Genomic DNA, 21,150 nt, shown 5'->3' on the forward strand with positions numbered 1-21,150 from the left:
CGCATACTGTCAAAGAGCTCGAAGTCGGCCTCAGCGCCTTCCTTCGTATCCTTCAGCGTTTCGCCGAAGTGAGCCGCCCATTATAGGGCGCTTTCGAAGTTCGTCAACACCTCGTGAGGAGGTCTTTTCGAACTTCGCTCCACCAGATCCGAAACCCTACCGCTGTTTCGTTTCCGCCGAAGCGAGCCGCCCATTATGAGGCAGTTCCCGCATCCGTCAAGTGCTTCGTGTGAGGCCCTTGGTGGACCCCGTCTCGTCGTGTGCCGGCTGGGCCGGAACCGTCGAAGCGGGCCGCGAATCATAGGCGCTTCCAGGAATTGGTCAAGCGCTTTTTTCATGCCGGTGTCATCGGCGTTGCATTGCTGTTGCAGCGCGGGATCGGCAAGCCCAGGCGGGCGTTGCCCATGTCGCTCAGGCGCGCAATGGAAGCGGCACGTTGTGGCGCTGCAGATGGCGCGCAGCCGGGCGGCCATCGACAATGCGCGTCCCAGCCGGGCGTGCGGCCCAGGCCTTTCCCGCAGGAGCGCTCCACGATGTCGCAAGGGTTCGTGTCGTCCGACCACATCCGCAGTCTGTTCGCGCAGGCGATGTCGGACATGTATCGCACCGAGGTGCCGCTGTACGGCACGCTGATGGAGCTGGTGGCGCAGGTCAACGCGCAGACGCTCCGCGCCGATCCCGCCCTGGAGGACCGGCTGACGCGCAACGACGAGCGGGCGCGACTGGATCAGGAGCGTCATGGCGCGATCCGGGTCGGCACGGCCGAGGAGCTGTTGATGCTGCGCCGGCTGTTCGCGGTGATGGGCATGGCGCCGGTGGGTTACTACGATCTGTCCGTCGCCGGGGTCCCGGTGCATTCGACCGCCTTCCGCCCGACCACGGCGCAGGCGCTGGCGGCCAATCCCTTCCGCGTGTTCACCTCGCTGCTGCGGCTGGAGCTGATCGACGACGCCGCGCTGCGCGCGCAGGCCGCGGACATCCTGGCCAGGCGCGACATCTTCACCGCTGGCGTGCGGGCGCTGATCGCCCAGTACGAACGCGACGGCGGGCTGGGCGAGGAGGATGGCAGGCGCTTTGTCGCCGAAGCGCTGGAGACCTTCCGCTGGCATGGCGATGCGACGGTCTCGCGCGCCACCTATCAGGCCTTGAGCGAGGCGCATCGGCTGATCGCCGACGTGGTGTGCTTCCACGGCCCGCATATCAACCATCTCACGCCGCGCACGCTGGACATCGACGCTGCCCAGGCGCAGATGCTGGCGCGCGGGATCGAGGCCAAGGCGGTGATCGAGGGCCCGCCGCCGCGCGCGGTGCCGATCCTGCTGCGCCAGACCAGCTTCAAGGCGCTGGAGGAGGCGGTGTCCTTCCCGAACGGCGAGGCGGCCGAGGCCGGCACGCATACCGCGCGCTTCGGCGAGATCGAGCAGCGCGGCCTGGCGCTGACGCCGAAGGGCCGGGCGCTGTACGACGCGCTGCTGGACCAGGCGCGCGATGCGGGTGCAGGCAGCACCGGTGCGGACTATCCGGCGCGGCTGGCGGCGGCGTTTGCGCAGTTCCCCGATGATCTGGACACGCTGCGGCGCGAGGGCCTGGGCTACTTCCGCTACGCGCTGACCGGGCGCGGACGCGCGGCGCCGGTGGCCGAGCGCGATGCGCCGGCCGAGGTGCTGATCGCGCGCGGCCTGGCCACGGCCGACCCGATCGTCTACGAGGATTTCCTGCCGGTCAGCGCGGCCGGCATCTTCCAGTCGAACCTGGGCGGCGCCGAGCAGCATGCCTATGCGGCCAATGCGCGTCGGGCCGAGTTCGAGGCAGCGCTGGGGGCGCCGGTGGCCGATGAGTTCGCGATCTACGCAGGGCTGCAGGAGGCCTCGCTGCAAAGCCTGCGCTGAAGGGGCTGACCGCCCTTCCACGGCGACGATCGAGATTCGTCAGGTCTCGCGTCGCCGCGATCACCGCAATCTCCACCGCGATGCTCTGGTCTGCGGCGTTCAGGACTTGGCTCCGGAACACCGCCACGATGGGGCTCGCCTGTCGCCGCCGGGCCGCGTCGCATCCGTCGAGATGGCGGGCGCGTAGCCTGCGCACATGAGCAACTTCATCAAGGGCCGCGGCGCCGGCAGTCACCTGCCCGGCCGCTTCGAACGGACCGTCAACCAGGCCGAGGATGACGGCTGGCATGCCGAGGACAGCGAGGAATTCGCCGCGCCGCGCTTGCGCACGCAGGTCAGCGAGGAGACCGCGCGCAGCATCATCAGTCGTAACCAGTCGCCGGACGTGGGCTTCACCCAGTCGGTCAACCCTTACCGCGGCTGCGAGCACGGCTGCAGCTACTGCTTCGCCCGCCCCAGCCACGCCTATCTGAACCTGTCGCCGGGGTTGGATTTCGAGACGCGGCTGTTCGCCAAGACCAATGCGCCGGAGTTGCTGCGTCGCGAACTGGCCAGGCCCGGCTACGTGCCCAGCCCCATCGCGCTGGGGATCAACACCGACGCCTATCAGCCGATCGAGCGCAGGCTGCGGCTGACCCGGCGGCTGATCGAGGTGTTCGCCGAGACCCGCCACCCGTTCTCGCTGATCACCAAGAACGCGCTGGTCGAGCGCGACCTGGATCTGCTGGTGCCGCTGGCGCGCGACAATCTGGTCAGCGTGCACTTCTCGGTGACTTCGCTGGACCCGCGTCTGTCGGCGAGGCTGGAGCCACGCGCATCGGCGCCGCATGCGCGGCTGCGCGCGATGCGCACCCTGCACGAGGCCGGAGTGCCCGTCGGGGTGATGGTGGCGCCGGTGATCCCGTGGATCAACGACCAGGCGCTGGAAGCGGTGATGGAGGCAGCACGCGACGCCGGCGCCGAGTCCGCCGGCTACGTGCTGCTCCGCCTGCCGCACGAAGTGGCGCCGCTGTTCCGCGACTGGCTGCAGGCGCACCATCCCGACCGCGCCGCGCACGTGATGAGCACGGTGCGTCAGGCGCGCGGTGGCAAGGACTTCGACAGCGCCTTCGGCAAGCGCATGCGGGGCCAAGGGGTGTATGCCGACCTGCTGGCGCGACGCTTCGCGGTGGCGCACAGGCGCTTGGGTTATGCCGATACTCCCCGCCGAAGTCTGGACTGCAGCCGCTTCGTCAGGCCGTTGCCGCCGCGGCCGGCATCGCCGCAGGGCGTGTTGTTCTGAGCGCTTGCGTTCGCGAACCGCAGCGCTGTCGAGCTCGCCTCGCCATAGCCTTGCCGCGGCGCGGGAAGCCTCACTGCAGAGCCTGCGCTGAGGGCCTCACGGCGCTTCCAGCCGCTCCCACGGCGGCGGGTCGCCCAGCCGGGCGGTCAGGAATTCGACGAACCGCCGCACCCGCGGCGGCTGCAGCCGCGTCGGGGTGACGGCGCTGATGGACGTGACCGGCGGGCGCCAGTCGGGCAGCACCGCAACCAGCCGCCCGGCGCGCAGGTCGGCGGCGACATGCCAGAGCGAGTGCACGGCGATGCCCTGCCCGGCAAGCACGGCCTCGCGCAGGACCTCGCCGAAATTGCTCTCGAAGCGACTGGCCATGCGCACCCGCACGCTCTGCCGGTCCGGGCCGACCAGGGTCCAGACATCCTGGCGGCCGTCGCGCCCCATCAGCAGCACGCCATCGTGGGTGGCCAGGTCGGCCGGCGTCCCGGGCGTGCCCATCCGGCGCAGGTAATCGGGTGAGGCACACAAGACACGCGCATTGGAGGCCAGACTGCGCGCGTAAAGGCCCGAGTCGGCCAGCGGGCCGATGCGGATGGCCAGGTCGAAGCCTTCCTTCACCAGGTCCACCAGGTGATCGCTCAGATGCGCGCTGACGCGCAGCCGGGGATGCAGACGCTGGAATTCCGGCAGCAGCGGCGCGACGTAGAGCATGCCGAACGACGCCGACAGGGTGACGCGCAAGGTCCCCGAGACCTGCTGGGCGCTTTCGCGCAGGTCCTCGCCCAGGGCCTCCAGATCGCGGACCAGCACGCGGCCGCGCTCGGCCAGGGCCTGGCCCTCCGGCGTGGGATGCAGGCGGCGCGTGGTCCGGTGCAGCAGGCGCACGCCCAGCTCGCGCTCCAGGCGCTTGAGCCGCTGGCTGGCCACGGCGGCCGACAGGTCCAGCTGGCGGGCGGCGGCGCTGATCGAGCCCAGGTCCAGCACCCGCAGGAACAAGGCGATGTCGCCGACGCGGTCCATGGCCATTCTCAATGAAATATTGAAAGCGATTCAGCATAGCAGCGGTTTTTCTTGCGCGGTCTCAGGCGCAGGCTGTGGAGCTCCCCTCCCCAAGGCGCCCCCATGCCTGCCTCCTCGACTCCTTCGCGCATGCCGCTGGCGGTGTATGCGCTGACCGCCGGCGCCTTCGGCATCGGGACGACCGAATTCGTGATCATGGGCCTGCTGATGCAGGTCGCGACCGATCTGCACGTCGACCTCGCCAGCGCCGGGCTGCTGATCTCCGGCTACGCCCTGGGCGTGTTCGTCGGCGCGCCGGTGCTGACCGCCGCGACCGCACGCATGCCGCGCAAGGCGGTGCTGGTGGCGCTGATGGTGGTGTTCACCGTGGGCAACCTGGCCTGTGCGCTCGCTCCGAACTACGCCTTGCTGATGGCCGCGCGCGTGGTCACCTCGCTGGCGCACGGCACGTTCTTCGGCGTGGGCGCGGTGGTGGCGACCTCGCTGGTGCCGGAGGCGCGCAAGGCCTCGGCGATCTCGATCATGTTCACTGGCCTGACGGTGGCCACGCTACTGGGCGTGCCGGCCGGCGCATGGCTGGGGCTGCACCACGGCTGGCGGGCGACGTTCTGGGCGGTGACGGCGATCGGCGTGGTGGCCACGCTGGTGATCGCGACCCTGGTGCCCCACGACCGCAATGCGCCGGCGCCGGGTTCGCTGCGCGAGGAAGCGGCGGCCGTGCTGCGCGCGCCCGTGCTGCTGGGCCTGCTGATGACCGTGCTGGGATTCGGCGGGATGTTCACGGTCTACACCTACATCCAGCCCTTGCTGACCCAGGTGACCGGCTTCGCCGAGGCGGCGGTGTCGCCGATCCTGCTGGTGTTCGGGGTCGGCATGATCCTGGGCAACCTGCTGGGCGGTCGGCTGGCCGACCGCAGCCTGCGTCCGGCGCTGCTAGGGACGCTGCTGGCGCTGGCCGTGGCGATGGGGCTGATCGGCCTGGCGCTGCACAGCCGCTGGGCGATGGTGGTGTTGACCGGACTGCTGGGCGCGGCGGCGTTCGCCACGGTCTCGCCCTTGCAGCTGTGGGTGCTGCAGAAGGCGCGCGGCGCGCAGAGCCTGGCCTCGAGCCTGAACATCGGCGCGTTCAACCTGGGCAACGCCCTGGGCGCTTGGCTCGGCGGCGTGGTGCTGGCGCGTGGCGCCGGCCTGACCGCGCTGCCGTGGATCGGCGCGCTGGTGCCGCTGTCCGCGCTGGTCGTGGCGGCCTGGGCGCTGCGCCTGGAGGCGCGCTCGGCCGCTGGCACTGCCTGCCCTCAACGCCTCGAAAGCGAACAGGCTCGCTGAGCCTGGTCACCACACTCCCTCTTCTCGATACAGGATCACGCGCATGTCGATGGAAACCCGACTGCTTGGCCGCTCCGGCCTCAAGGTGCCCGTGCTGGGCTTCGGTGCCGGCACCTTCGGCGGCAAGGGGCCGCTGTTCTCGGCCTGGGGCGACACCGGCGTCGAACAGGCCAGGCGGCTGGTCGATCTGTGCCTGGAAGCCGGCGCCAATCTGTTCGATACGGCCGACGTGTACTCGGACGGTGCGTCGGAGGAGATCCTGGGCGCGGCGCTGGCCGGGCGCCGCGAGCGGGCGCTGATCTCGACCAAGACCGGGCTGCGCCTGGGCGAGGGGCCCAACGACGCCGGCGCCTCGCGCCTGCGCCTGCTGCGCGCGGTCGACGACTCGCTTCGACGCCTGCGCACCGACTACATCGATCTGCTGCAGCTGCACGCCTTCGACGCGATGACGCCGGTGGAAGAGACCCTGTCCACACTCGACGGCCTGGTCAGGGCCGGCAAGGTGCGTTACCTGGGCGCGTCGAACTACGCCGGCTGGCAGCTGATGAAGTCGCTGGCGGTGGCCGACGCGCATGGCTGGAGCCGCTTCGTCGCCAATCAGACCTACTACTCGCTGGCCGGGCGCGACTACGAGTGGGAGCTGATGCCGCTGGGCCTGGACCAGGGCCTGGGTGCGGTGGTGTGGAGCCCGCTGGGCTGGGGCCGCCTGACCGGCCGGCTGCGCCGCGGTCAGCCGTTGCCCGCGCAGAGCCGGCTGCACGACACGGCCGCCTTCGCTCCGGCGATCGGCGATGAACGCCTGTTCGCGATCGTCGATGTGCTCGACGCGATCGCCGCCGAGACCGGCCGCACAGTGCCGCAGGTGGCGATCAACTGGCTGCTGCAGCGTCCGACCGTGAGCACCGTGCTGATCGGGGCGCGCACCGAGGCCCAGCTGCGCGACAACCTCGGCGCGGTCGGCTGGTCGCTGAAGGCCGAGCAGCTCGCCCGCCTGGACGCCGCCAGCGCGGTGGAGCCGCCCTATCCGTACTACCCGTACTGGCGTGGACAGTTCGCCGAGCGCAGTCCGGTGGCGGTTCCTGCTCCTGTGCCGACCCTGATTTGACAAACGAAGCGCTTGGCGTAGATTCGGAAAAACGCGACGCTTCGCGCGATCGAAGCCTGGCGGCTGATGGATCCAACGCTCGTTTCCTCGTTTAGAGAAGGAGTTCGAAGATGGAACGCTGTCTAGTAGGGTTGTGTGCGGGCGCGCTGGCGCTCGCCAGCTTCGGTTGCGCGGCCACAGAGCTCACCGTGGCCAGGTATGAACAGGGCGTCGTGCCGGTGCTTGTGTCGGTCAACCGCCATGGCAAGGTGACGCTGGTCCGGGCGTCGCAAGCCCTGCGGCCCTCGATGGATAGGCTGCTTCGCAAGAATCTTAACGAAGCCATCGCCGGGCCGGCGCTGCGTGGCGACAAGCCGATCAACAGCCAGATCGTGATCCGCATGAAGCTGGATGTCACGCCGACACAGGACGGTCGTTACGCCGCCCAGTTCGTGCCAGTGGACAGCAAAGTGGTGCCGTACGGCGCATGGTCCTGGCGACTCGATGGCGACCGCTATGCCTTGGTGGACGAGTTCCTCGGATCTCCGCTGCCGAACCAGGCCATGCCCCCGCAATTCAGGCAGGCACCATCGAGCCCGACGCCACCGCCTTCGCAACCCCCGACTCCGCCGCCGTCGAATTCATCCGGTTCGAAACGCGTCTGACCTGACACGGCCGCGGGTGACCTCGGCAAAGGCCTGGGGGACAGCACGGGCAGCAGTCCCGGCTCAGGCCTTTGTCGGACCGCGTCGTCTCCTTCACTGAAGTCCACTGAAGCAGTTTGCATGTGATCTCGCAGGTATGCGCTGACCGCTGGTCTTCTGCTGACGGCGGCAGTTCCCGTCCCCGGCCAAGGAATTGGCCATTGCGACTTATAAGAAGGCGTCATCCCCGTGCTGATCACCCTCAACAAGGAGGGCGAGGTCACCAGCATGGTGCCCCCCAGCGCCTGAAGCCCTCGGTCAACCGCCTGCTTCGCGAGACCATCGACCAGCTGGTGATCGATCCTGCCCAGCGCAACGGGGAAGCCTCCAGCTCCCAGGCGGTCATCCGCATGAAGCTGGAATCGGTCGCACGCGATGACGGGCAGTACGATGCGCGCTTCGTCCCGATCGAGATCAAGTCCGTGCCCACGAGCGCCTGGGGCTGGAAGATCAACGGTCAGAGCTACGCGCTGGTCAACGGGAGCGACAATGCCCGCAACTACAACGATGGCGTGCGGGAGAAGCCGTCTGCAAGGCAGTCCGAAGTCGGCGCGCCGCCCTCCAGCGGCACCCCCAACACGCCGCCGTCGGGCAAGAGCATCTGAAACGTGACTGGCCGCCCACGGCATGACCTTCGTGCCTGACGGCGGTCATCAAGACTCTGCACACTAGGGGGCGCTCCGAGAGGGGCGCCTTCTTCGTTTTCAGCACAGAGTCCACGATGAGCCAGCACGACGACGATTTGCCCGAGTCCTCTCCCTCCGATCCGCAGCGCCGCCGGTTGCTGGGCGGGCTTGCCGCCGCGGGCGCCGCGCTGGGGCTGGGCGGCGAGGCCGCCGCCAAGACCGCCGGCGTCGGAGCCGCGGCTTCGGCCAAGGCCGGCAACCGCGCGGCCACGCCGGTCACCGATGCCCAGCTGCGCGAGCAGGTGCAGACCATCGTGGTGCTCTATGCGGAGAACCGCAGCTTCAACAACCTGTTCGCCGACTTCCCGGGACTGCAGCAGCCGTTGAATGCGCTCGACCCGGCCAAGGCGGTGCAGAAGGACCGCGACGGCACGCCGCTCAAGACCCTGCCGCCGATCTGGGACGGCATGGTGCCCGATGCCCAGGTGGTCAATCACCGCAGCTATCAGATCAAGCAGGAGGACATCACCGGCCTGCCCAACGCGCCGTTCGCGCTGCGCACGCCGGCCGGCGAGCCGCTGCCGCATGGCGTGGTCACGCGCGACCTAGTGCACGAGTTCTACCGCAACCAGATGCAGATCAACGGCGGCAAGAACGATGGCTTCGTCGCCTGGGGCGACACCGGCGCGCTGCTGATGGGGCACTACGCCGACACGGCGGTTAACCTGCGCCTGTGGCGGCTGGCCCAGCAGTACACGCTGTGCGACAACTTCTTCATGGGCGCCTTCGGCGGCTCGTTCCTCAACCACCAGTACCTAGTCGCCGCGCAGCCGCCGTTCTATCCGAACGCCGACAAGAGTCCGGCCAAGCTGCACATCGCCAAGACCGCCGACGGCAAGCCCGACGGCAAGGCGCTGATCCCGGCCGAGAACAGCCCGGCCAGCGCGATGGACGGCGTGGCCAAGTTCACCTCGCGCCCGACGCTGACGCCGGACTACTGGGCAGTCAACACGATCGGGCCGCCGTACTCGCCGGGCTTCAACGTGGACAAGGCCAACCCCGCGCTGGCCGATGCCAGCAGCGCCAACACCTGCCCGCCGCAGTCGCACAAGCACATCGGCGACATGCTGAGCGCCAAGGGCGTGGACTGGGCCTGGTACGCCGGTGCGTTTCAGGCGGCGCTGGACGGCATGGGCGACAGCAACGACGGCAGCTTCCCCAGCCATCCCAACTTCCAGGCGCATCACCAGCCGCTGAACTACTTCGCCTCGCTGGCGCCGGGCAGCGCGGCGCGCAAGCAGCACCTGCGCGATGGCGGCCTGGGCGAGACCGCGGCGACCAACAAGTTCATCGCCGACGCGCAGGCCGGCAAGCTGCCGCCAGTGGCGTTCTACAAGCCGCAGGGCAATCTCAACATGCATGCCGGCTACTCGGACATCGAGGCCGGCGACCGGCACCTGGCGGCGATCGTGCACGCCCTGCAGAACAGCCCGCAGTGGAAGCAGATGGTCGTGGTGATCACCTTCGACGAGAACGGCGGCTGGTGGGACCACGTGGCGCCGCCCAAGGGCGATCGCTGGGGGCCGGGCACGCGCATCCCGGCGCTGGTGATCTCGCCCTTCGCCAAGCGCGGGCATGTGGACCACACGATCTACGACACCGGCTCGATCGCGCGCCTGATCACGCGCCGCTTCGGCCTGGAGAAGCTGCCGGGCCTGAAGCTGCGCGAGGACGCGATGGTCGCCGCCGGCGGCCCGCCGCCGGGCGATCTGACCGGCGCGCTGGATTTCAACCAGGCTTGAATCAGTCGTTGGCGGCCGCGGGCAGCGTTTGCGCCTGCTCGCGGGCGTCGAAGGCCTCGCGCGCCCGCTCGACATCGGGCAGGTGCTCGCGGGTCCAGGCGTGCAGCGCCTCGAACGGCGCCTTGAGCGTGCGGCCCAGCGCGGTGATGCGGTACTCCACCGCGATCGGCGAGGCGGTGACCACGCGACGCTCGATGATGCCGTTGCGCTCCAGCCGGCGCAGGGTCTGGGTGAGCGCCTTCTGGGTGATGCCTTCCAGCGTGCGCTTGAGCATGTTGAAGCGCAGCGGCTGGCGGCAGAGGGCGGCCAGCACCAGCACCGACCACTTGTCGGCGATCTGGTCCAGCAGCAGGCGGCTGGGGCAATCGGCGGCGGAGAGCACCTGGGGCTGCGGTGCGTGCATGGTGGTTTCCTCGGGGATACCTGGTCGCTTGAGGGTGCCTGATTGACACCTGGTATACGAAATATACCCTCTTGCGCCTTCCTTCCCCACGGAGTCGTCCATGTCCTCTGCTGCTGCGCAGGTGCTGTTCCGCCCTTTCCAGGTCAAGTCGCTGGCGCTGAAGAACCGCATCGTGATGGCGCCGATGACGCGCGCGTTCTCGCCTGAGGGCGTACCTGGCCCCGACGTGGCGGCCTATTACCGGCGTCGCGCCGAACACGAGGTCGGCCTGATCCTGTCCGAGGGCACGGTCGTGGACCGGCCGGGCGCGCGCAACGACCCGGGCATCCCGGTCTTCCACGGGCAGGCGGCGCTGGCCGGCTGGCGTGCGGTGATCGACGGGGTGCACCAGGCCGGTGGCCGGATGGGCCCGCAGCTGTGGCACGTCGGCGCGGTGCAGAGCTTCCAGACGGCGTGGGAGCAGGACGGCGTCGAGAGCCCGTCGGGCCTTGAGGCGCCGGGCAAGCAGCGCGGCCGGGCGATGACCGAGGAGGACATCGCCGACACCATCGCCGCCTATGCGCGCGCGGCGGCCGACGCCCAGGCCCTGGGCTTCGACACGCTGGAGATCCACGGCGCGCACGGCTATCTGCTCGACCAGTTCTTCTGGGCGCCGACCAATACGCGCGGCGATCGCTACGGCGGCGCGACGCTGGCCGAGCGTTCGCGGTTCGCCGTCGAGGTGGTGCAGGCCATGCGCGCGGCCGTGGGGCCCGACTTCCCGATCATCCTGCGCCTGAGCCAATGGAAGCAGCAGGACTACAGCGCGCGCCTGGCCGACACGCCCGAGGCGATGGCCGCCTGGCTGGTGCCGCTGGTGGAGGCCGGCGTGGACGTGCTGCATTGCTCGCAGCGGCGCTTCTGGGAGGCCGAATTCCCGGAGATCGACGGGGCCGAGGGGCTCAACTTCGCCGGCTGGGCGAAGAAGCTCACCGGCGCGGCGACGATCAGCGTGGGCTCGGTCGGCCTGTCGGGCGACTTCATGGGCGCCTTCGGCGGCGAGGGCTCCAGCGCGGTCGGCCTGGACCGGCTGGTGGCCCGCATGGAGCGCGAGGAGTTCGATCTGATCGCCGTCGGCCGTGCGCTGCTCAGCGATGCGCGCTGGGCGGAGAAGATCCACCGGGGCGCCACCGACGAACTGCGCGACTTCGACGCCGCGGCGCTGGGCCGGCTGGACTGATCGCTCAGGCGGCGCCGGCCTGCATCGGGTCGGCGCCGCGCGCCAGCGCCAGCAGATGGCGCAAGGGCGGCGGGGTATGGGCCTGCGTCGGCATGGCCGCCAGCGCCAGCCGCGCCATCGGCACCGGGCCCTCGATGTCCAGGTAGCGCACGCCGGGCAGCTGCAGCTGGGCGGTGGATTCGGGCACCACCGACACGCCCAGCTCGGCCGCGACCAGGTTGACGATCGAGGACATCTGCGGCGCCTCCTGGGTGATGGCCACGCTGAAGCCGGCCTGGCGGCAGGCGGACAGGATCTCGTCGTACAGGCTGGTGCCGAAGCTGCGCGGGAACAGGATGAAGGGCTCGCCGGCCAGCACCGACAGCGGCGCGCTGCGCCGGGCCGCCAGCGGATGCGCGGCCGGCACGGCGATCTTCATCGGCTCGTCCGGGAAGCGGATCAGCGCCAGCTCCGGCGGGGTGGCCACGCTGTAGCGGATGAAGGCCGCATCCAGCCGGCCCTGGGCCAGGCCGTCGAGCAGGCCGGCGGTGTTGGTCTCCTCCAGCGCCAGTTCGACCGCGGGCCAGGCGCGACGGTAGTCGCGGATCAGCTGCGGCACCACCGGATTGAACGCGGCCGAGGCGGTGAAGCCCAGCCGCAGGCGGCCGCTCTCGCCGCGGGCGGCCCGGCGTGCGCTGTCGGCGGCGCGCTCGACATCGACCAGCACGCGCCGCACCTCCAGCAGGAAGGCCTGCCCGGCATCGGTCAGCTGGGCGCCGTGCGGGGTGCGCACGAACAGCGGCGTGCCCAGCTCCTTCTCCAGCGCCTGGATCTGCTGGCTCAAAGGCGGTTGGCCGATACCGACGCGCGCGGCGGCGCGGGTGAAGTTGGCCTCCTCGGCCACGGCCAGGAAGTAGCGCAGGTGTCGCAGCTCCATGGGACTCCATATGCGAGACGTATGGCGACTGCCTGCATCATATATTGGACGCATGGTCGGGGCGGTCAGATACTGCCCTCCCCCACGCGCCAGCCTCGTTCGCCATGCCCCGCGCTTCCGCCTCCGCTCTGGACGCAGGTCCAGCGCCCGCCGACCTCGACACGCCCCTGCCGCTGGGGCGCATCCGCCTGGCGCTGTTTCTGGCCGGGTTCGCCACCTTCTCGCTGCTCTACAGCGTGCAGCCGCTGCTGCCGGAGTTCGCCAGGAGCTTCGGGGTGAGCGCGGCCGCCAGCTCGCTGCCGCTGTCGCTGGCCACCGGTGGGTTGGCCGTGGCGATCTTCTGCGCCGGCGCGGTGTCGGAGAACCTGGGCCGGCGCGGGCTGATGTTCGCCTCCATCGCGCTGGCCGCGGTGCTCAACGGCGTGGCCGCCTTCCTGCCGCACTGGGAGTCGCTGGTGGTGGTGCGCATGCTCTCGGGCATCGCGCTGGGCGGCGTGCCGGCGGTGGCCATGGTCTACCTGGCCGAGGAGCTGCCGGGCCACAAGCTGGGGGCGGCCACCGGCCTGTACGTGGCCGGCAACGCCTTCGGCGGGATGATGGGCCGGATCGGCATGAGCGTGCTGACCGACCACCTGGGCTGGCGCACGGCGCTGGCCACGCTCAGCGCGGTCGACCTGCTGGTGGCGATCGGCTTCGTGCTGCTGTTGCCGCCCTCGCGCAACTTCGTGCGCAAGACCGGGGTGCGGCTGGGCTACCACGTGCAGGCCTGGGGCGGGCATCTGCGCGACCGCTATCTGCCGTGGCTGTTCGCGATCCCGTTCCTGCTGATGGGCACCTTCGCCAGCGTCTACAACTATGCGGGCTTCCGCCTGGGCGGGCCGGAGTTCGGCCTGAGCCAGAGCCAGATCGGCCTGATCTTCTCGGCCTATGTGTTCGGCATCGTCTCGTCCTCGGTGGCCGGATCGGCCTCGGATCGCTTCGGCCGCGGGCCGGTGGTGCTGGCCGGCACGGTCTGCGCGATCGTCGGGGTGGCGATGACGCTGTCGCATGTCCTGTGGCTGGTGATCTTCGGCATCGTGCTGCTGACTATCGGCTTCTTCATCGCCCACTCGGCCGCCAGCGCCTGGGTCGGCCGGCTGGGCAAGGCCAGCAAGAGCCACGCGGCCTCGCTGTATCTGCTGGCCTACTACATCGGCTCCAGCGTGATCGGCTCGGTCAGCGGCTGGTTCTGGCAGCACGGCGGCTGGAGCGCGCTGGTGATCTTCTGCCTGGCGCTGCAGGCGCTGGCGCTGCTGGCCGCGCAGGTGCTGCGCAAGGGCGCCGACGACAGCAGACCCTACGGACGCTTCGGGCCGCATCCGCCCAGAGGAGAATGAGCGATGAAAGTCGAACGCCTGGACCACCTGGTCCTGACCGTCGCCGACGTCGAGGCCAGCTGCGCCTTCTATGCGCGCGTGCTGGGCATGGAGGTGATCACCTTCGGCCAGAGCCGCAAGGCGCTGGCCTTCGGTCAGCAGAAGATCAACCTGCACCGGCATGGGCATGAGTTCGAACCCAAGGCGCGCAGGCCCACCCCGGGCTCGGGCGACCTGTGCCTGCTGATCGACACGCCGATCGAGCAGGCCCAGGCGCAGCTGCAGGCGCTGGGCGTGGTCATCGAGCAAGGCCCGGTCGCGCGCACGGGCGCCACCGGGCCGATCACCTCGCTGTACTTCCGCGACCCGGACGACAACCTGATCGAGATCAGCCGCCCGGCCTGACGCGCGCCGCCGCTTCAGTACGTCGAGTAGGTCGTGGTCAGGCTGATGTTCCGGTAGCCCCCGGTGCCGCCGACCAGGCGGATGAAGTAGCTGTCGGACACCGGCAGGGCGGTCTGCATGTTCTGCGTGGTGCCGGCGCGCACCGAACTGGCGTCGGCATCGCTGCCATCGGCGCTGGGCGCCCGCGTCGCGCGCACGTACATCTTCACCTGGCCGCTGCCGCCGAGCGTGCGGATCTGCAGGTTGCGCGCATTGACGGGCACGTCGATGCGGAACAGCTGCGTGCCGCCCTGCGCCGCGCTCAGGCCGCCGAGCACCTGTCCCTTGCCCAGCATCACTGCATTGGCTTCATCGCCACCGCCGGCCGCGCCCGAGGCGCGTGCGACGGCCCTGCTGGCGTCCAGGATGCCCGCGCCGATGCGCAGGGTCGGCTTGATCGGGAACACGTTGGAGGTCTGCGTCAGGATTTCCCGGATCTGCTGGGGCGTGGGGATGGGCTTGCCGGCGCTGTAGGCGGCACTGATGACCAGCGCGACGACGCCGGCGGTGTGCGGCGAGGCCATCGACGTGCCGGTGTAGCCCGCGTAGGCCGGCTCGCCCGGCTCATGCGCGCCGCGGTTCAGGGTGGACCAGACGAAGCCGGCGCGGGGCTTGGTGCCGGTGTTCGGGTCGTCGTTGGTGTAACCGCCGCCGCCCGGCGCGGACAGGGTGATGCTGCTGCCGTAGTTGGAGTAGTACGCGCGCTTGCCGGTGATGCCGGTGGCGGCCACGTTGATCACGCCGGGGCAGCTGGCCGGGGTATAGGCGCTGGCATCGCTGTTGTCGTTGCCGGCCGCCACGACCACCGTGGTGCCGCGCGCGATCGCCCCGCTGATCGCCGCGGCGGTGACGCCGTCGCTGGCGCAGCTGCCGTACCCGCCCAGGCTCATGTTGATCACCTCGGCCGGGTGCTGGTTGTCCGGCACGCCCTCGACATGACCGCCCGAGGCCCAGGTGATCGCATCGGCGATATCGGCGGTGGTGCCGCCGCAATGGCCCAGCGCGCGCACCGGCAGCACCTTGGCCTTGGGCGCCACGCCGATCATGCCCACGCCGTTGTTGGTCAGCTCGGCGACGGTGCCGGCCACATGGGTGCCGTGCCAGGAGCTGTCGGACTGCTCGTAGCTCTGCGCGCAGCCGCCGTTCTCGACCAGGTACTTGTCTTCGCTGGTCCAGTCGCCCAGGTCCCAGCCGCCCGGGGCGCGACCGTCGGTGGCGCGGCCGGACATGTAGCCGCTGCTGATGAAGTCGTAGCCGGCGTCGGCAAGTGAGGTGTCCAGGTCGGGATGGGCGGTGATGCCGGTATCGATGACCGCCACCACCACACCCTCGCCGTCGCCGTACTGCCAGGCCGGGATCGCGTTGATGCCGCCCCAGTTGGGGAAGTTGACCGTGCTGCCGTCCGCTTCGGTGTACTCGGCGTGGCCGTCGGCCGCGCGCATGTGCCATTGCACGACCGCGCCGGGGTCGTTCGGCGTCTGTCCCGGCGGCAGGATCGCCTGGGCGGTCGCGCGGATCGGCTTCATCAGCAGGTTGGGCTCGACATGGGCGACCGAAGGATCGGCGCGCAGGGTCTGCATCAGGCTGTTGAGCTGTTCCTGGCTGAGCGCGCGGGCCGGGCGCACCAGATCGGCGCCGGTGGCGATGCGGCGCACGCGGTTCAGCGCCGGCGGTGCCTGGCGGAACTGGGCACTCCACTGGCTGCGCACGGCGGTGGTGGCCATCGCCGATTTCAGCTTGGTGGCCGCGGCCGCGCCGCTGATGCGCTCGCTGCTGCCGCTGCGGTAGGTGATCAGCAGGCCATCGTAGACCGCCAGAGGCTCGCTGGCGACGCCGGTCTGCAGCGAGCCGAAGCGCGAGACCTGCGCCAGGGCGGGACACACCGCCGCGGCCAGCGAAATCGCCAGCACGCTGCGGCGGAAGGGAATGGACGTCGAATTCATCGTGGGACCTCGGGCAAGGAGCGGCCGCTGCGTCGGCGACCGATTCGGGGCGAAAGGAGACAAGCGAAGGACTGCACCGCCCGGCGCGAGGCCAAGCGGAAGCAGGGGCGTTACAGGTCGATGCCGAAGCCGACGCCGGCGGAGGCGTCCTCGCCACTGAAGGCGCCGCCGATGCTGAAGGAGGCGCGCTCGCCGATCTGCCTGGCGTAGCCCACCGACAGCGCGGCCTGGCCGTTCTGCCAGCCGGCGCCGGCGGCGAGGCGGCCATTGGCGGTCCTGGCATTGGCCGCGTTGATGGCCATGTTCATCATCGCCGAGCCCATCGCCCCCATCCGGTCGATGCGCTTGTCCTGCGCGGCCAGCCGGTGGCCGAGATCGTTGGAGAGCTGGCTGAAGCGGTCATCGAGCGCGGTCAGCTTCTGATCGGTATAGGCATTGGCCGAGCTCAGCGTCCTGGTCGCGGTGGTGTCGGTGTAGGCGTGCGCGGTGGCCACGGCCTGCGCATCGCCCGCCTGCACCTGGCCGACATTGGCCGCATCGGTGGCGGCGGTGCCGGCCGCAACGTTGGTCACGCGGCGCTCCTGGCCGGCGCTGCCCACCGAGACGGTGTTGGCCTGGTCGGCGAGCGAACCCTGGCCCAGCGCCACCGCGCCGGTGGCGGTGGCCGAGGCGCCCTGGCCGATCGCCGTGCCGGACGCCGCGCCGACCGTGGCACTCTCGCCGACCGCCACCGCATTGGTGGCGGCGGCCGCGATGACGGTATTGGCACCCACCGCGGTACTGCCATCGGCATTGACCTTGGCATTGCCGCCGATCGCGGTGTCGTTGGGCCCCGCCGCGTAGGCGCCGCCGCCGACGGCGGTGCCGTTCTGGCCGCCGCTGGCCGCACCCGCGCCGATGGCCACGCCGTTGCTGCCGTCGGCCACGCTGGCGCCGTTCGCGCTGCCGCCGCCGACCGCCACCCCGCCGGCGCCGCTGCCGGCCGCCGGTGCGGCCTCCAGCGAGGCCAGGCGCGTGGAGAGGCCGGAGAACGCGCCATCCAGCGCGGTCAACGCGTCGCCGACGTTGGTGAAGCTGGCGCCCTGCAGGCTGTAGCGCGGCAGCACGAAGCCGCCGGCCGCCGAATACCCCGCGCCGCCGCCCAGCGCCGCGGCCATCTGGCCCAGGCCGTCGACGGTCGCGCCGCCGGCCAGGGTCAGCGTGTCGGCCAGCGCGTGCAGCTGCGAGAGGTTCACCGCATCGGTGTCCTCGGTGCCGGCGGCCACGTTGGCGAGCTGGCGCTCCGCGCCGGCCACGCCGATCGAGACGCTGTTGGCGCGATCGGCGAAGCTGCCGGCGCCCAGCGCGACGCTGTTCGCCCCGGTCACCGCGCTGTTGGTGCCCAGCGCCAGCGCGCCGTCGCCCAGTGCACTGGCGCCCGAGCCGAACGCCGCGGCGCCCAGGCCGGACGCGCTGGCGATGTAGCCCACCGCGGTGGCCTCATCGCCGTCGGCGAAGGTCTGCGCGCCGAGCGCGGTGGCGCTGGCGCTGGTGGAGATCGCCTGCGCGCCCAGGGCGGTGGCGTACATCGCATCGGCGTGGCTGTCGAAGCCCAGCGCCACGCCGTAGTCCGACAGCGCCCACGAGCCCGCGCCCACCGTCACCGCACCCAGCCCGTTGGCCTGCGCGGACACGCTGGCGTTGCTGGCGCCGATGGCCACGCTCTGCTGACCCTGCGCCATCGCGCCTTCGCCCAGCGCCGTGCCGCCATCGCCCGCGGCGGTGGTGCCGTAGCCGATGGCCACACCGGCGAACCCTTCGGCCAGGCCGTAGGTGCCGATGGCCACGGCCGCGTCATTGGTGGCCCGGCTCGCATAGCCCAGCGCCATGGACGCCGCCCCGGACGCGGCGCTCGAGCTGCCGAATGCCGTGGCGTACTGCGCCTGCGCGCTGGCCGAACTGCCCACGGCCACCGCCCCCGCTTCGGCCGCCGTCGACGACCAGCCCAGGGCCGTGGCGTTGTCGCCGATCGCCTCCGCATAGGCGCCCAGCGAGACCGCGCCGAAGCCGGTGGCGCGCGCGCCGTCCGAATCGCCAAAGGCGCTGCCGAAGAAGCTGCCGCCGATGGCCACCGCCGACTGCCCGGTGGCCTGCGCCCCGTCGCCCATCGCGATGGCGGTGTTGCCGGCGGTGACGTTGTGGCCGATGGCGATGCCGTAGGCGTCGCTCACCGTGGCCCGGGCCCCGATCGCCACGCCGAAGTTCCCCGCGGCGTCGGCGCCGGCGCCGATGCCTACGGCGCTGGTGCCGCCGGCGGCCGCGTTGTCGCTGCCGTCGCCGGCGCCGCTGGCGGCGAAGTAGCTGGGATCCACCGCCGCCGCCACGACGGCCGTGTCATCGGCCTGCGGCGCGACGGTCTGGCTCGCCTGGGCGGTCGCCCCTGCGGGCGGGTCCACGGCCGCCGCCGGCATGGCGCCGGCCGGCAGCGCCAGCGCGAGCAGCAACGCGACGGTCAACGGACTGCAAGACAGGGCAGGCAGGATGCGATGGGAGGACGTGCGCCCACTGCGCACGGACGACATGGCAAGGCTGGGCATGGCGATAGGTCCGGAAAAGGGAAGTCGCACCGGCTCCCCGCACGGCACGCGTGGAAGGATTTACCGACAGCCGCCGCGCGCGCTCAATGCCCGCAATCTCATGGCCGGCTCACGCTAGACTCACGGCCCATGGGGAGATCTGATCGCAGTCGGTTCTGGCGCCTGCCTTGGCGCCCGCCGCTGTGGCGTCAGGCGGTCGCCTGGCTGCGCAGGGTGCCGGCCTCAGATCCGATCGACCGCCGCAATGCGCCAGCGCTGCAGGTGCTGCTGCTGTTCCTCGGCACCGAGATTCCGCTCAACAAGGCCTACCACCTGCTGACCGCGGCGCGGATCCAGATGGACGCCACGCAGCTGGCCGTGGACATCGGCACCGACGCGGCGATGACGCTGGCCGCGTGGATCGGCGTGTGGCTGATCCGGCGCGGCCAGGTCAAGCCGGCCACGGCGCTGTTCATCGGCGTGACCCTGTGTTCGGGCATCGCGGCCAACATCGCCTTCGGCTACCAGCTGCAGGCCTTCGATCCCTATCCGATGATGCTGCTGACGCTGGCGGCCCTGGTGATCGGGCGCTGGGCGCTGTGGGCGGTGTATGCGTGCATCCCGCTGATGTTCTGGCTGGGCATGGAGAGCCCGGAAGGCCAAGCGCCGAACGCCTCCGGCAACCCCTTCCAGAACCTGCCGTCGCTGGCGATGAGCTATTTCATGATCACCCTGGTGCTGGACCGCACCGTGGAGGCGCTGCGCGAAGGGTTGTTCAGCGCCCGGCGTTCGGCCGAGCGCCTGCGCGTGGAGATGCGCGAGCGCGAGCGCGTGCAGGCACGGCTGCTGCACCTGCAGAAGATCGAGTCGGTCGGCCAGCTGGCCAGCGGCGTGTCGCACGATTTCAACAACATCCTCGGCGCGATCATCGGCTACACCGCCCAGCGCCATCGCCTGCACGAGCTGGACTACGACCCGGTCGTCGACGCGCAGGCGATGGGCGATGCGCTGGAGGGCGTGGAGCTGGCCGCGCAGCGCGGGGTGGCGATCAGCCGCAAGCTGCTGAGCTTCAGCCGGCGCGAGCTGGCCGTGCCGCGCGACTTCGACGTGGCCGATGCGCTGGGCGAGCTGCAGCCGATGCTGCGGCAGCTGTTCGGCGCGTCCGTGCAGGTGCGGCTGCGCACGCCGGACCTGCCCTGCGTGGTGCATCTGGATCGCGCGCAGTTCGACCTGGTGATGCTCAACTTCGCCGCCAATGCGCGCGATGCGATGCCCGAGGGCGGCACGTTCTCGATCGAGGTGAGCCTGGAGGAGGTGCAGGTGGTGCTGCGACTGTCCGATACCGGCATCGGCATGAGCGCCGAGGTGATGCAGCAGGCCTTCGAGCCGTTCTTCACCACCAAGCCGGCGGGCCAGGGCACGGGCCTGGGCCTGGCGGTGGCGCAGGAGCTGACCCAGCAGGGCGGCGGCAGCCTGTGGGTGGACAGCGCGCCCGGCCAGGGCACGCGCTTCACGCTGCGCCTGCCGCAGGTCGCCGCGCCGCTCAGTCCGCCTGCGGATTGAACAGGTAGCCGGCGCCGCGCACGGCGGTCAGCGGCAGCGCCAGGCCGGCGCGGTCCTGCACCTTCTGGCGCAGGCGATGCAGCAGCGCATCGAGACGATGCGGATCGATCTCCAGCCCCAGCTCGCCGCCGAGCGTGGCCAGCAGCGACGCACGCGAGACCAGCTTGCCGCGCGTGCGCCACAGGCACAGCAGCACGCGGCGCTCGGACTGGGTCAGCGCCACGGCCTTGCCCTGCGGCGAGAACAGGCACCAGCCATCGTCCTGCAGCTGCCACGCCGGCGCCTCGTGCGCCGCCGCGCGACGCTGAACAAGGTCGCGGCCAGCATCTCGATCTCCACCGGCTTGGTCAGGTAGGCATCGGCGCCCTGGCTGAGGCCACGCACCATGTCCGGCGAGGTATCGCGCCCGCTGAGGATCACGATGCCCATGCCCGGACGCCCGGCCTGCAGCTGGCGCGTGAGGGTGAAGCCATCGCCATCGGGCAGGCCGATGTCGAGCACGATCAGGTCGAAGCTGGCCTGCGCCAGCGCCGCCTCCAGCTGCGCCACCGTGCGCATCGGCGCCACGTCGAAGCCATGGCGCGCCAGCCCCGGCAGCAGCACGCGCTCGCGCAGCACGTCGTCGTCCTCGAGCAGCGCCAGGCGCAGCGGGGCGGGCACAGGACCGGGGGACGATGGCACGGGCGAACTCACGTGGAAGGCGCGGACTCGATGCAGGGACGGTGATCGGATGGCACAAGGCCCAAGGCGCCGTGCGCCCCGCATCCTGCGGGTCGGCCGAAGTATCCCGGATGGACCGGGCGGCGGCAATTCGCCGCATCGCGGTCGCGACAGGATGCTGCCATGCGCCGGACGTCCTTGCGTTGTCTTCCGGGACACCCAAGATAGGACGCATGTCCTCGCCTGCGCATCCGCCGTCATGAGCGCCCTGCCCGACACCCTGCACCGCCGCGCATGGCGGGCCTGGTCGCGTGCGAAGGCCACGACGGCGCGCCTGCGCGCGCGTGTCGGGAAGTCGATCGCCA

General features: G+C 70.8%; 18 protein-coding genes. 11 read left to right on the forward strand and 7 right to left on the reverse strand.

Annotation, left to right across the window (positions count from 1 at the left end; genetic code table 11):
• The first annotated feature begins 533 nt into the window (after nucleotides 1-533).
• Together hglS and EAT51_RS03320 are read left to right on the forward strand one after the other, a co-directional pair.
• On the forward strand, nucleotides 534-1,889 hold the full coding sequence (hglS, locus tag EAT51_RS03315; RefSeq protein ID WP_130520231.1) for a 2-oxoadipate dioxygenase/decarboxylase HglS: 1,356 nt from the start codon (nucleotides 534-536) through the stop codon (nucleotides 1,887-1,889).
• A gap of 196 nt (nucleotides 1,890-2,085) precedes the next feature.
• On the forward strand, nucleotides 2,086-3,171 hold the full coding sequence (locus EAT51_RS03320; protein ID WP_130520233.1) for a PA0069 family radical SAM protein: 1,086 nt from the start codon (nucleotides 2,086-2,088) through the stop codon (nucleotides 3,169-3,171).
• A 96-nt stretch (nucleotides 3,172-3,267) separates the two neighbouring features.
• Here the strand turns inward: EAT51_RS03320 and EAT51_RS03325 are convergent, their stop codons facing one another.
• Nucleotides 3,268-4,185, reverse strand: coding sequence for a LysR family transcriptional regulator (locus EAT51_RS03325; RefSeq protein WP_130520235.1), 918 nt, complete (start codon nucleotides 4,183-4,185; stop codon nucleotides 3,268-3,270).
• Nucleotides 4,186-4,287: 102 nt separating this feature from the next.
• Here EAT51_RS03325 and EAT51_RS03330 point away from each other — a divergent pair, with 102 nt between their 5' ends.
• From EAT51_RS03330 to acpA, 5 genes are all read left to right on the forward strand, one after another.
• Entirely contained in the window at nucleotides 4,288-5,511 is a 1,224-nt protein-coding gene (locus EAT51_RS03330; protein ID WP_130520236.1) for an MFS transporter, read from the forward strand.
• A gap of 49 nt (nucleotides 5,512-5,560) precedes the next feature.
• Complete coding sequence (locus EAT51_RS03335; RefSeq protein ID WP_130520584.1) at nucleotides 5,561-6,616, forward strand: aldo/keto reductase; 1,056 nt, start codon at nucleotides 5,561-5,563, stop codon at nucleotides 6,614-6,616.
• Nucleotides 6,617-6,726: 110 nt separating this feature from the next.
• The gene (locus EAT51_RS03340; protein ID WP_130520238.1) at nucleotides 6,727-7,260 is read left to right on the forward strand and encodes a hypothetical protein; all 534 of its coding nucleotides are present in this window, start codon (nucleotides 6,727-6,729) and stop codon (nucleotides 7,258-7,260) included.
• Nucleotides 7,261-7,592: 332 nt separating this feature from the next.
• Nucleotides 7,593-7,904 carry a hypothetical protein gene (locus EAT51_RS03345; protein WP_130520240.1) on the forward strand — a complete coding sequence of 104 codons (312 nt, stop codon included), beginning with the start codon at nucleotides 7,593-7,595 and terminating at the stop codon, nucleotides 7,902-7,904.
• A 116-nt stretch (nucleotides 7,905-8,020) separates the two neighbouring features.
• The gene (acpA, locus tag EAT51_RS03350) at nucleotides 8,021-9,727 is read left to right on the forward strand and encodes an acid phosphatase (RefSeq protein ID WP_130561314.1); all 1,707 of its coding nucleotides are present in this window, start codon (nucleotides 8,021-8,023) and stop codon (nucleotides 9,725-9,727) included.
• Between the two features lies 1 nt (nucleotide 9,728).
• Here the strand turns inward: acpA and EAT51_RS03355 are convergent, their stop codons facing one another.
• The gene (locus tag EAT51_RS03355) at nucleotides 9,729-10,130 is read right to left on the reverse strand and encodes a winged helix-turn-helix transcriptional regulator (RefSeq protein ID WP_130520245.1); all 402 of its coding nucleotides are present in this window, start codon (nucleotides 10,128-10,130) and stop codon (nucleotides 9,729-9,731) included.
• A 100-nt stretch (nucleotides 10,131-10,230) separates the two neighbouring features.
• Between EAT51_RS03355 and EAT51_RS03360 the strand changes: the two genes are divergently transcribed.
• Nucleotides 10,231-11,349 (forward strand): NADH:flavin oxidoreductase, encoded by a 1,119-nt coding sequence (locus EAT51_RS03360; RefSeq protein ID WP_130520247.1) that lies wholly within the window; start codon nucleotides 10,231-10,233, stop codon nucleotides 11,347-11,349.
• Nucleotides 11,350-11,353: 4 nt separating this feature from the next.
• On the opposite strand, the gene EAT51_RS03365 is transcribed toward EAT51_RS03360, so the two are convergent.
• Nucleotides 11,354-12,265: a LysR family transcriptional regulator gene (locus tag EAT51_RS03365; RefSeq protein ID WP_130520249.1), complete on the reverse strand. Its 912-nt coding sequence runs from the start codon at nucleotides 12,263-12,265 to the stop codon at nucleotides 11,354-11,356.
• Nucleotides 12,266-12,369: 104 nt separating this feature from the next.
• Here EAT51_RS03365 and EAT51_RS03370 point away from each other — a divergent pair, with 104 nt between their 5' ends.
• Nucleotides 12,370-13,641, forward strand: a complete 1,272-nt coding sequence (locus EAT51_RS03370; RefSeq protein ID WP_130520251.1) for an MFS transporter — start codon at nucleotides 12,370-12,372, stop codon at nucleotides 13,639-13,641.
• A 3-nt stretch (nucleotides 13,642-13,644) separates the two neighbouring features.
• Nucleotides 13,645-14,025, forward strand: a complete 381-nt coding sequence (locus EAT51_RS03375; RefSeq protein ID WP_130520254.1) for a VOC family protein — start codon at nucleotides 13,645-13,647, stop codon at nucleotides 14,023-14,025.
• 14 nt (nucleotides 14,026-14,039) lie between these two features.
• Here the strand turns inward: EAT51_RS03375 and EAT51_RS03380 are convergent, their stop codons facing one another.
• The gene (locus tag EAT51_RS03380) at nucleotides 14,040-16,007 is read right to left on the reverse strand and encodes a S8 family peptidase (RefSeq protein ID WP_130520256.1); all 1,968 of its coding nucleotides are present in this window, start codon (nucleotides 16,005-16,007) and stop codon (nucleotides 14,040-14,042) included.
• Nucleotides 16,008-16,117: 110 nt separating this feature from the next.
• A complete protein-coding gene (locus EAT51_RS03385; RefSeq protein ID WP_130520258.1) occupies nucleotides 16,118-18,583 on the reverse strand; it encodes a YadA-like family protein in 2,466 nt (821 codons plus the stop codon).
• A 129-nt stretch (nucleotides 18,584-18,712) separates the two neighbouring features.
• On the opposite strand from EAT51_RS03385, the gene EAT51_RS03390 reads away from it, so the two are divergent.
• Nucleotides 18,713-20,125 (forward strand): sensor histidine kinase, encoded by a 1,413-nt coding sequence (locus tag EAT51_RS03390; RefSeq protein ID WP_130520260.1) that lies wholly within the window; start codon nucleotides 18,713-18,715, stop codon nucleotides 20,123-20,125.
• On the opposite strand, the gene EAT51_RS20530 is transcribed toward EAT51_RS03390, so the two are convergent.
• Both EAT51_RS20530 and EAT51_RS20535 read right to left on the reverse strand, forming a co-directional pair.
• A complete protein-coding gene (locus tag EAT51_RS20530; RefSeq protein ID WP_228257801.1) occupies nucleotides 20,106-20,348 on the reverse strand; it encodes a helix-turn-helix domain-containing protein in 243 nt (80 codons plus the stop codon). The two genes, EAT51_RS03390 and EAT51_RS20530, sit on opposite strands and share 20 nt — an antisense overlap.
• Entirely contained in the window at nucleotides 20,339-20,806 is a 468-nt protein-coding gene (locus EAT51_RS20535; RefSeq protein ID WP_228257802.1) for a response regulator transcription factor, read from the reverse strand. Before EAT51_RS20535 ends, EAT51_RS20530 begins: the two co-directional genes overlap by 10 nt.
• Nucleotides 20,807-21,150: the final 344 nt, after the last annotated feature.

It is taken from the genome of Pseudoxanthomonas winnipegensis, from assembly GCF_004283755.1.
GTDB classification, from domain to species: domain Bacteria; phylum Pseudomonadota; class Gammaproteobacteria; order Xanthomonadales; family Xanthomonadaceae; genus Pseudoxanthomonas_A; species Pseudoxanthomonas_A winnipegensis.

What these genes read in the sequence shown, in the direction of transcription:
- hglS (WP_130520231.1), top strand. Translation starts at nt 534, where the DNA reads ATGTCGCAAGGGTTCGTGTCGTCCGACCACATCCGCAGTCTGTTCGCG.
- EAT51_RS03320 (WP_130520233.1), top strand. Translation starts at nt 2,086, where the DNA reads ATGAGCAACTTCATCAAGGGCCGCGGCGCCGGCAGTCACCTGCCCGGC.
- EAT51_RS03325 (WP_130520235.1), bottom strand. Translation starts at nt 4,185, where the DNA reads ATGGACCGCGTCGGCGACATCGCCTTGTTCCTGCGGGTGCTGGACCTG.
- EAT51_RS03330 (WP_130520236.1), top strand. Translation starts at nt 4,288, where the DNA reads ATGCCTGCCTCCTCGACTCCTTCGCGCATGCCGCTGGCGGTGTATGCG.
- EAT51_RS03335 (WP_130520584.1), top strand. Translation starts at nt 5,561, where the DNA reads ATGGAAACCCGACTGCTTGGCCGCTCCGGCCTCAAGGTGCCCGTGCTG.
- EAT51_RS03340 (WP_130520238.1), top strand. Translation starts at nt 6,727, where the DNA reads ATGGAACGCTGTCTAGTAGGGTTGTGTGCGGGCGCGCTGGCGCTCGCC.
- acpA (WP_130561314.1), top strand. Translation starts at nt 8,021, where the DNA reads ATGAGCCAGCACGACGACGATTTGCCCGAGTCCTCTCCCTCCGATCCG.
- EAT51_RS03355 (WP_130520245.1), bottom strand. Translation starts at nt 10,130, where the DNA reads ATGCACGCACCGCAGCCCCAGGTGCTCTCCGCCGCCGATTGCCCCAGC.
- EAT51_RS03360 (WP_130520247.1), top strand. Translation starts at nt 10,231, where the DNA reads ATGTCCTCTGCTGCTGCGCAGGTGCTGTTCCGCCCTTTCCAGGTCAAG.
- EAT51_RS03365 (WP_130520249.1), bottom strand. Translation starts at nt 12,265, where the DNA reads ATGGAGCTGCGACACCTGCGCTACTTCCTGGCCGTGGCCGAGGAGGCC.
- EAT51_RS03370 (WP_130520251.1), top strand. Translation starts at nt 12,370, where the DNA reads ATGCCCCGCGCTTCCGCCTCCGCTCTGGACGCAGGTCCAGCGCCCGCC.
- EAT51_RS03375 (WP_130520254.1), top strand. Translation starts at nt 13,645, where the DNA reads ATGAAAGTCGAACGCCTGGACCACCTGGTCCTGACCGTCGCCGACGTC.
- EAT51_RS03380 (WP_130520256.1), bottom strand. Translation starts at nt 16,007, where the DNA reads ATGAATTCGACGTCCATTCCCTTCCGCCGCAGCGTGCTGGCGATTTCG.
- EAT51_RS03385 (WP_130520258.1), bottom strand. Translation starts at nt 18,583, where the DNA reads ATGCCCAGCCTTGCCATGTCGTCCGTGCGCAGTGGGCGCACGTCCTCC.
- EAT51_RS03390 (WP_130520260.1), top strand. Translation starts at nt 18,713, where the DNA reads ATGGGGAGATCTGATCGCAGTCGGTTCTGGCGCCTGCCTTGGCGCCCG.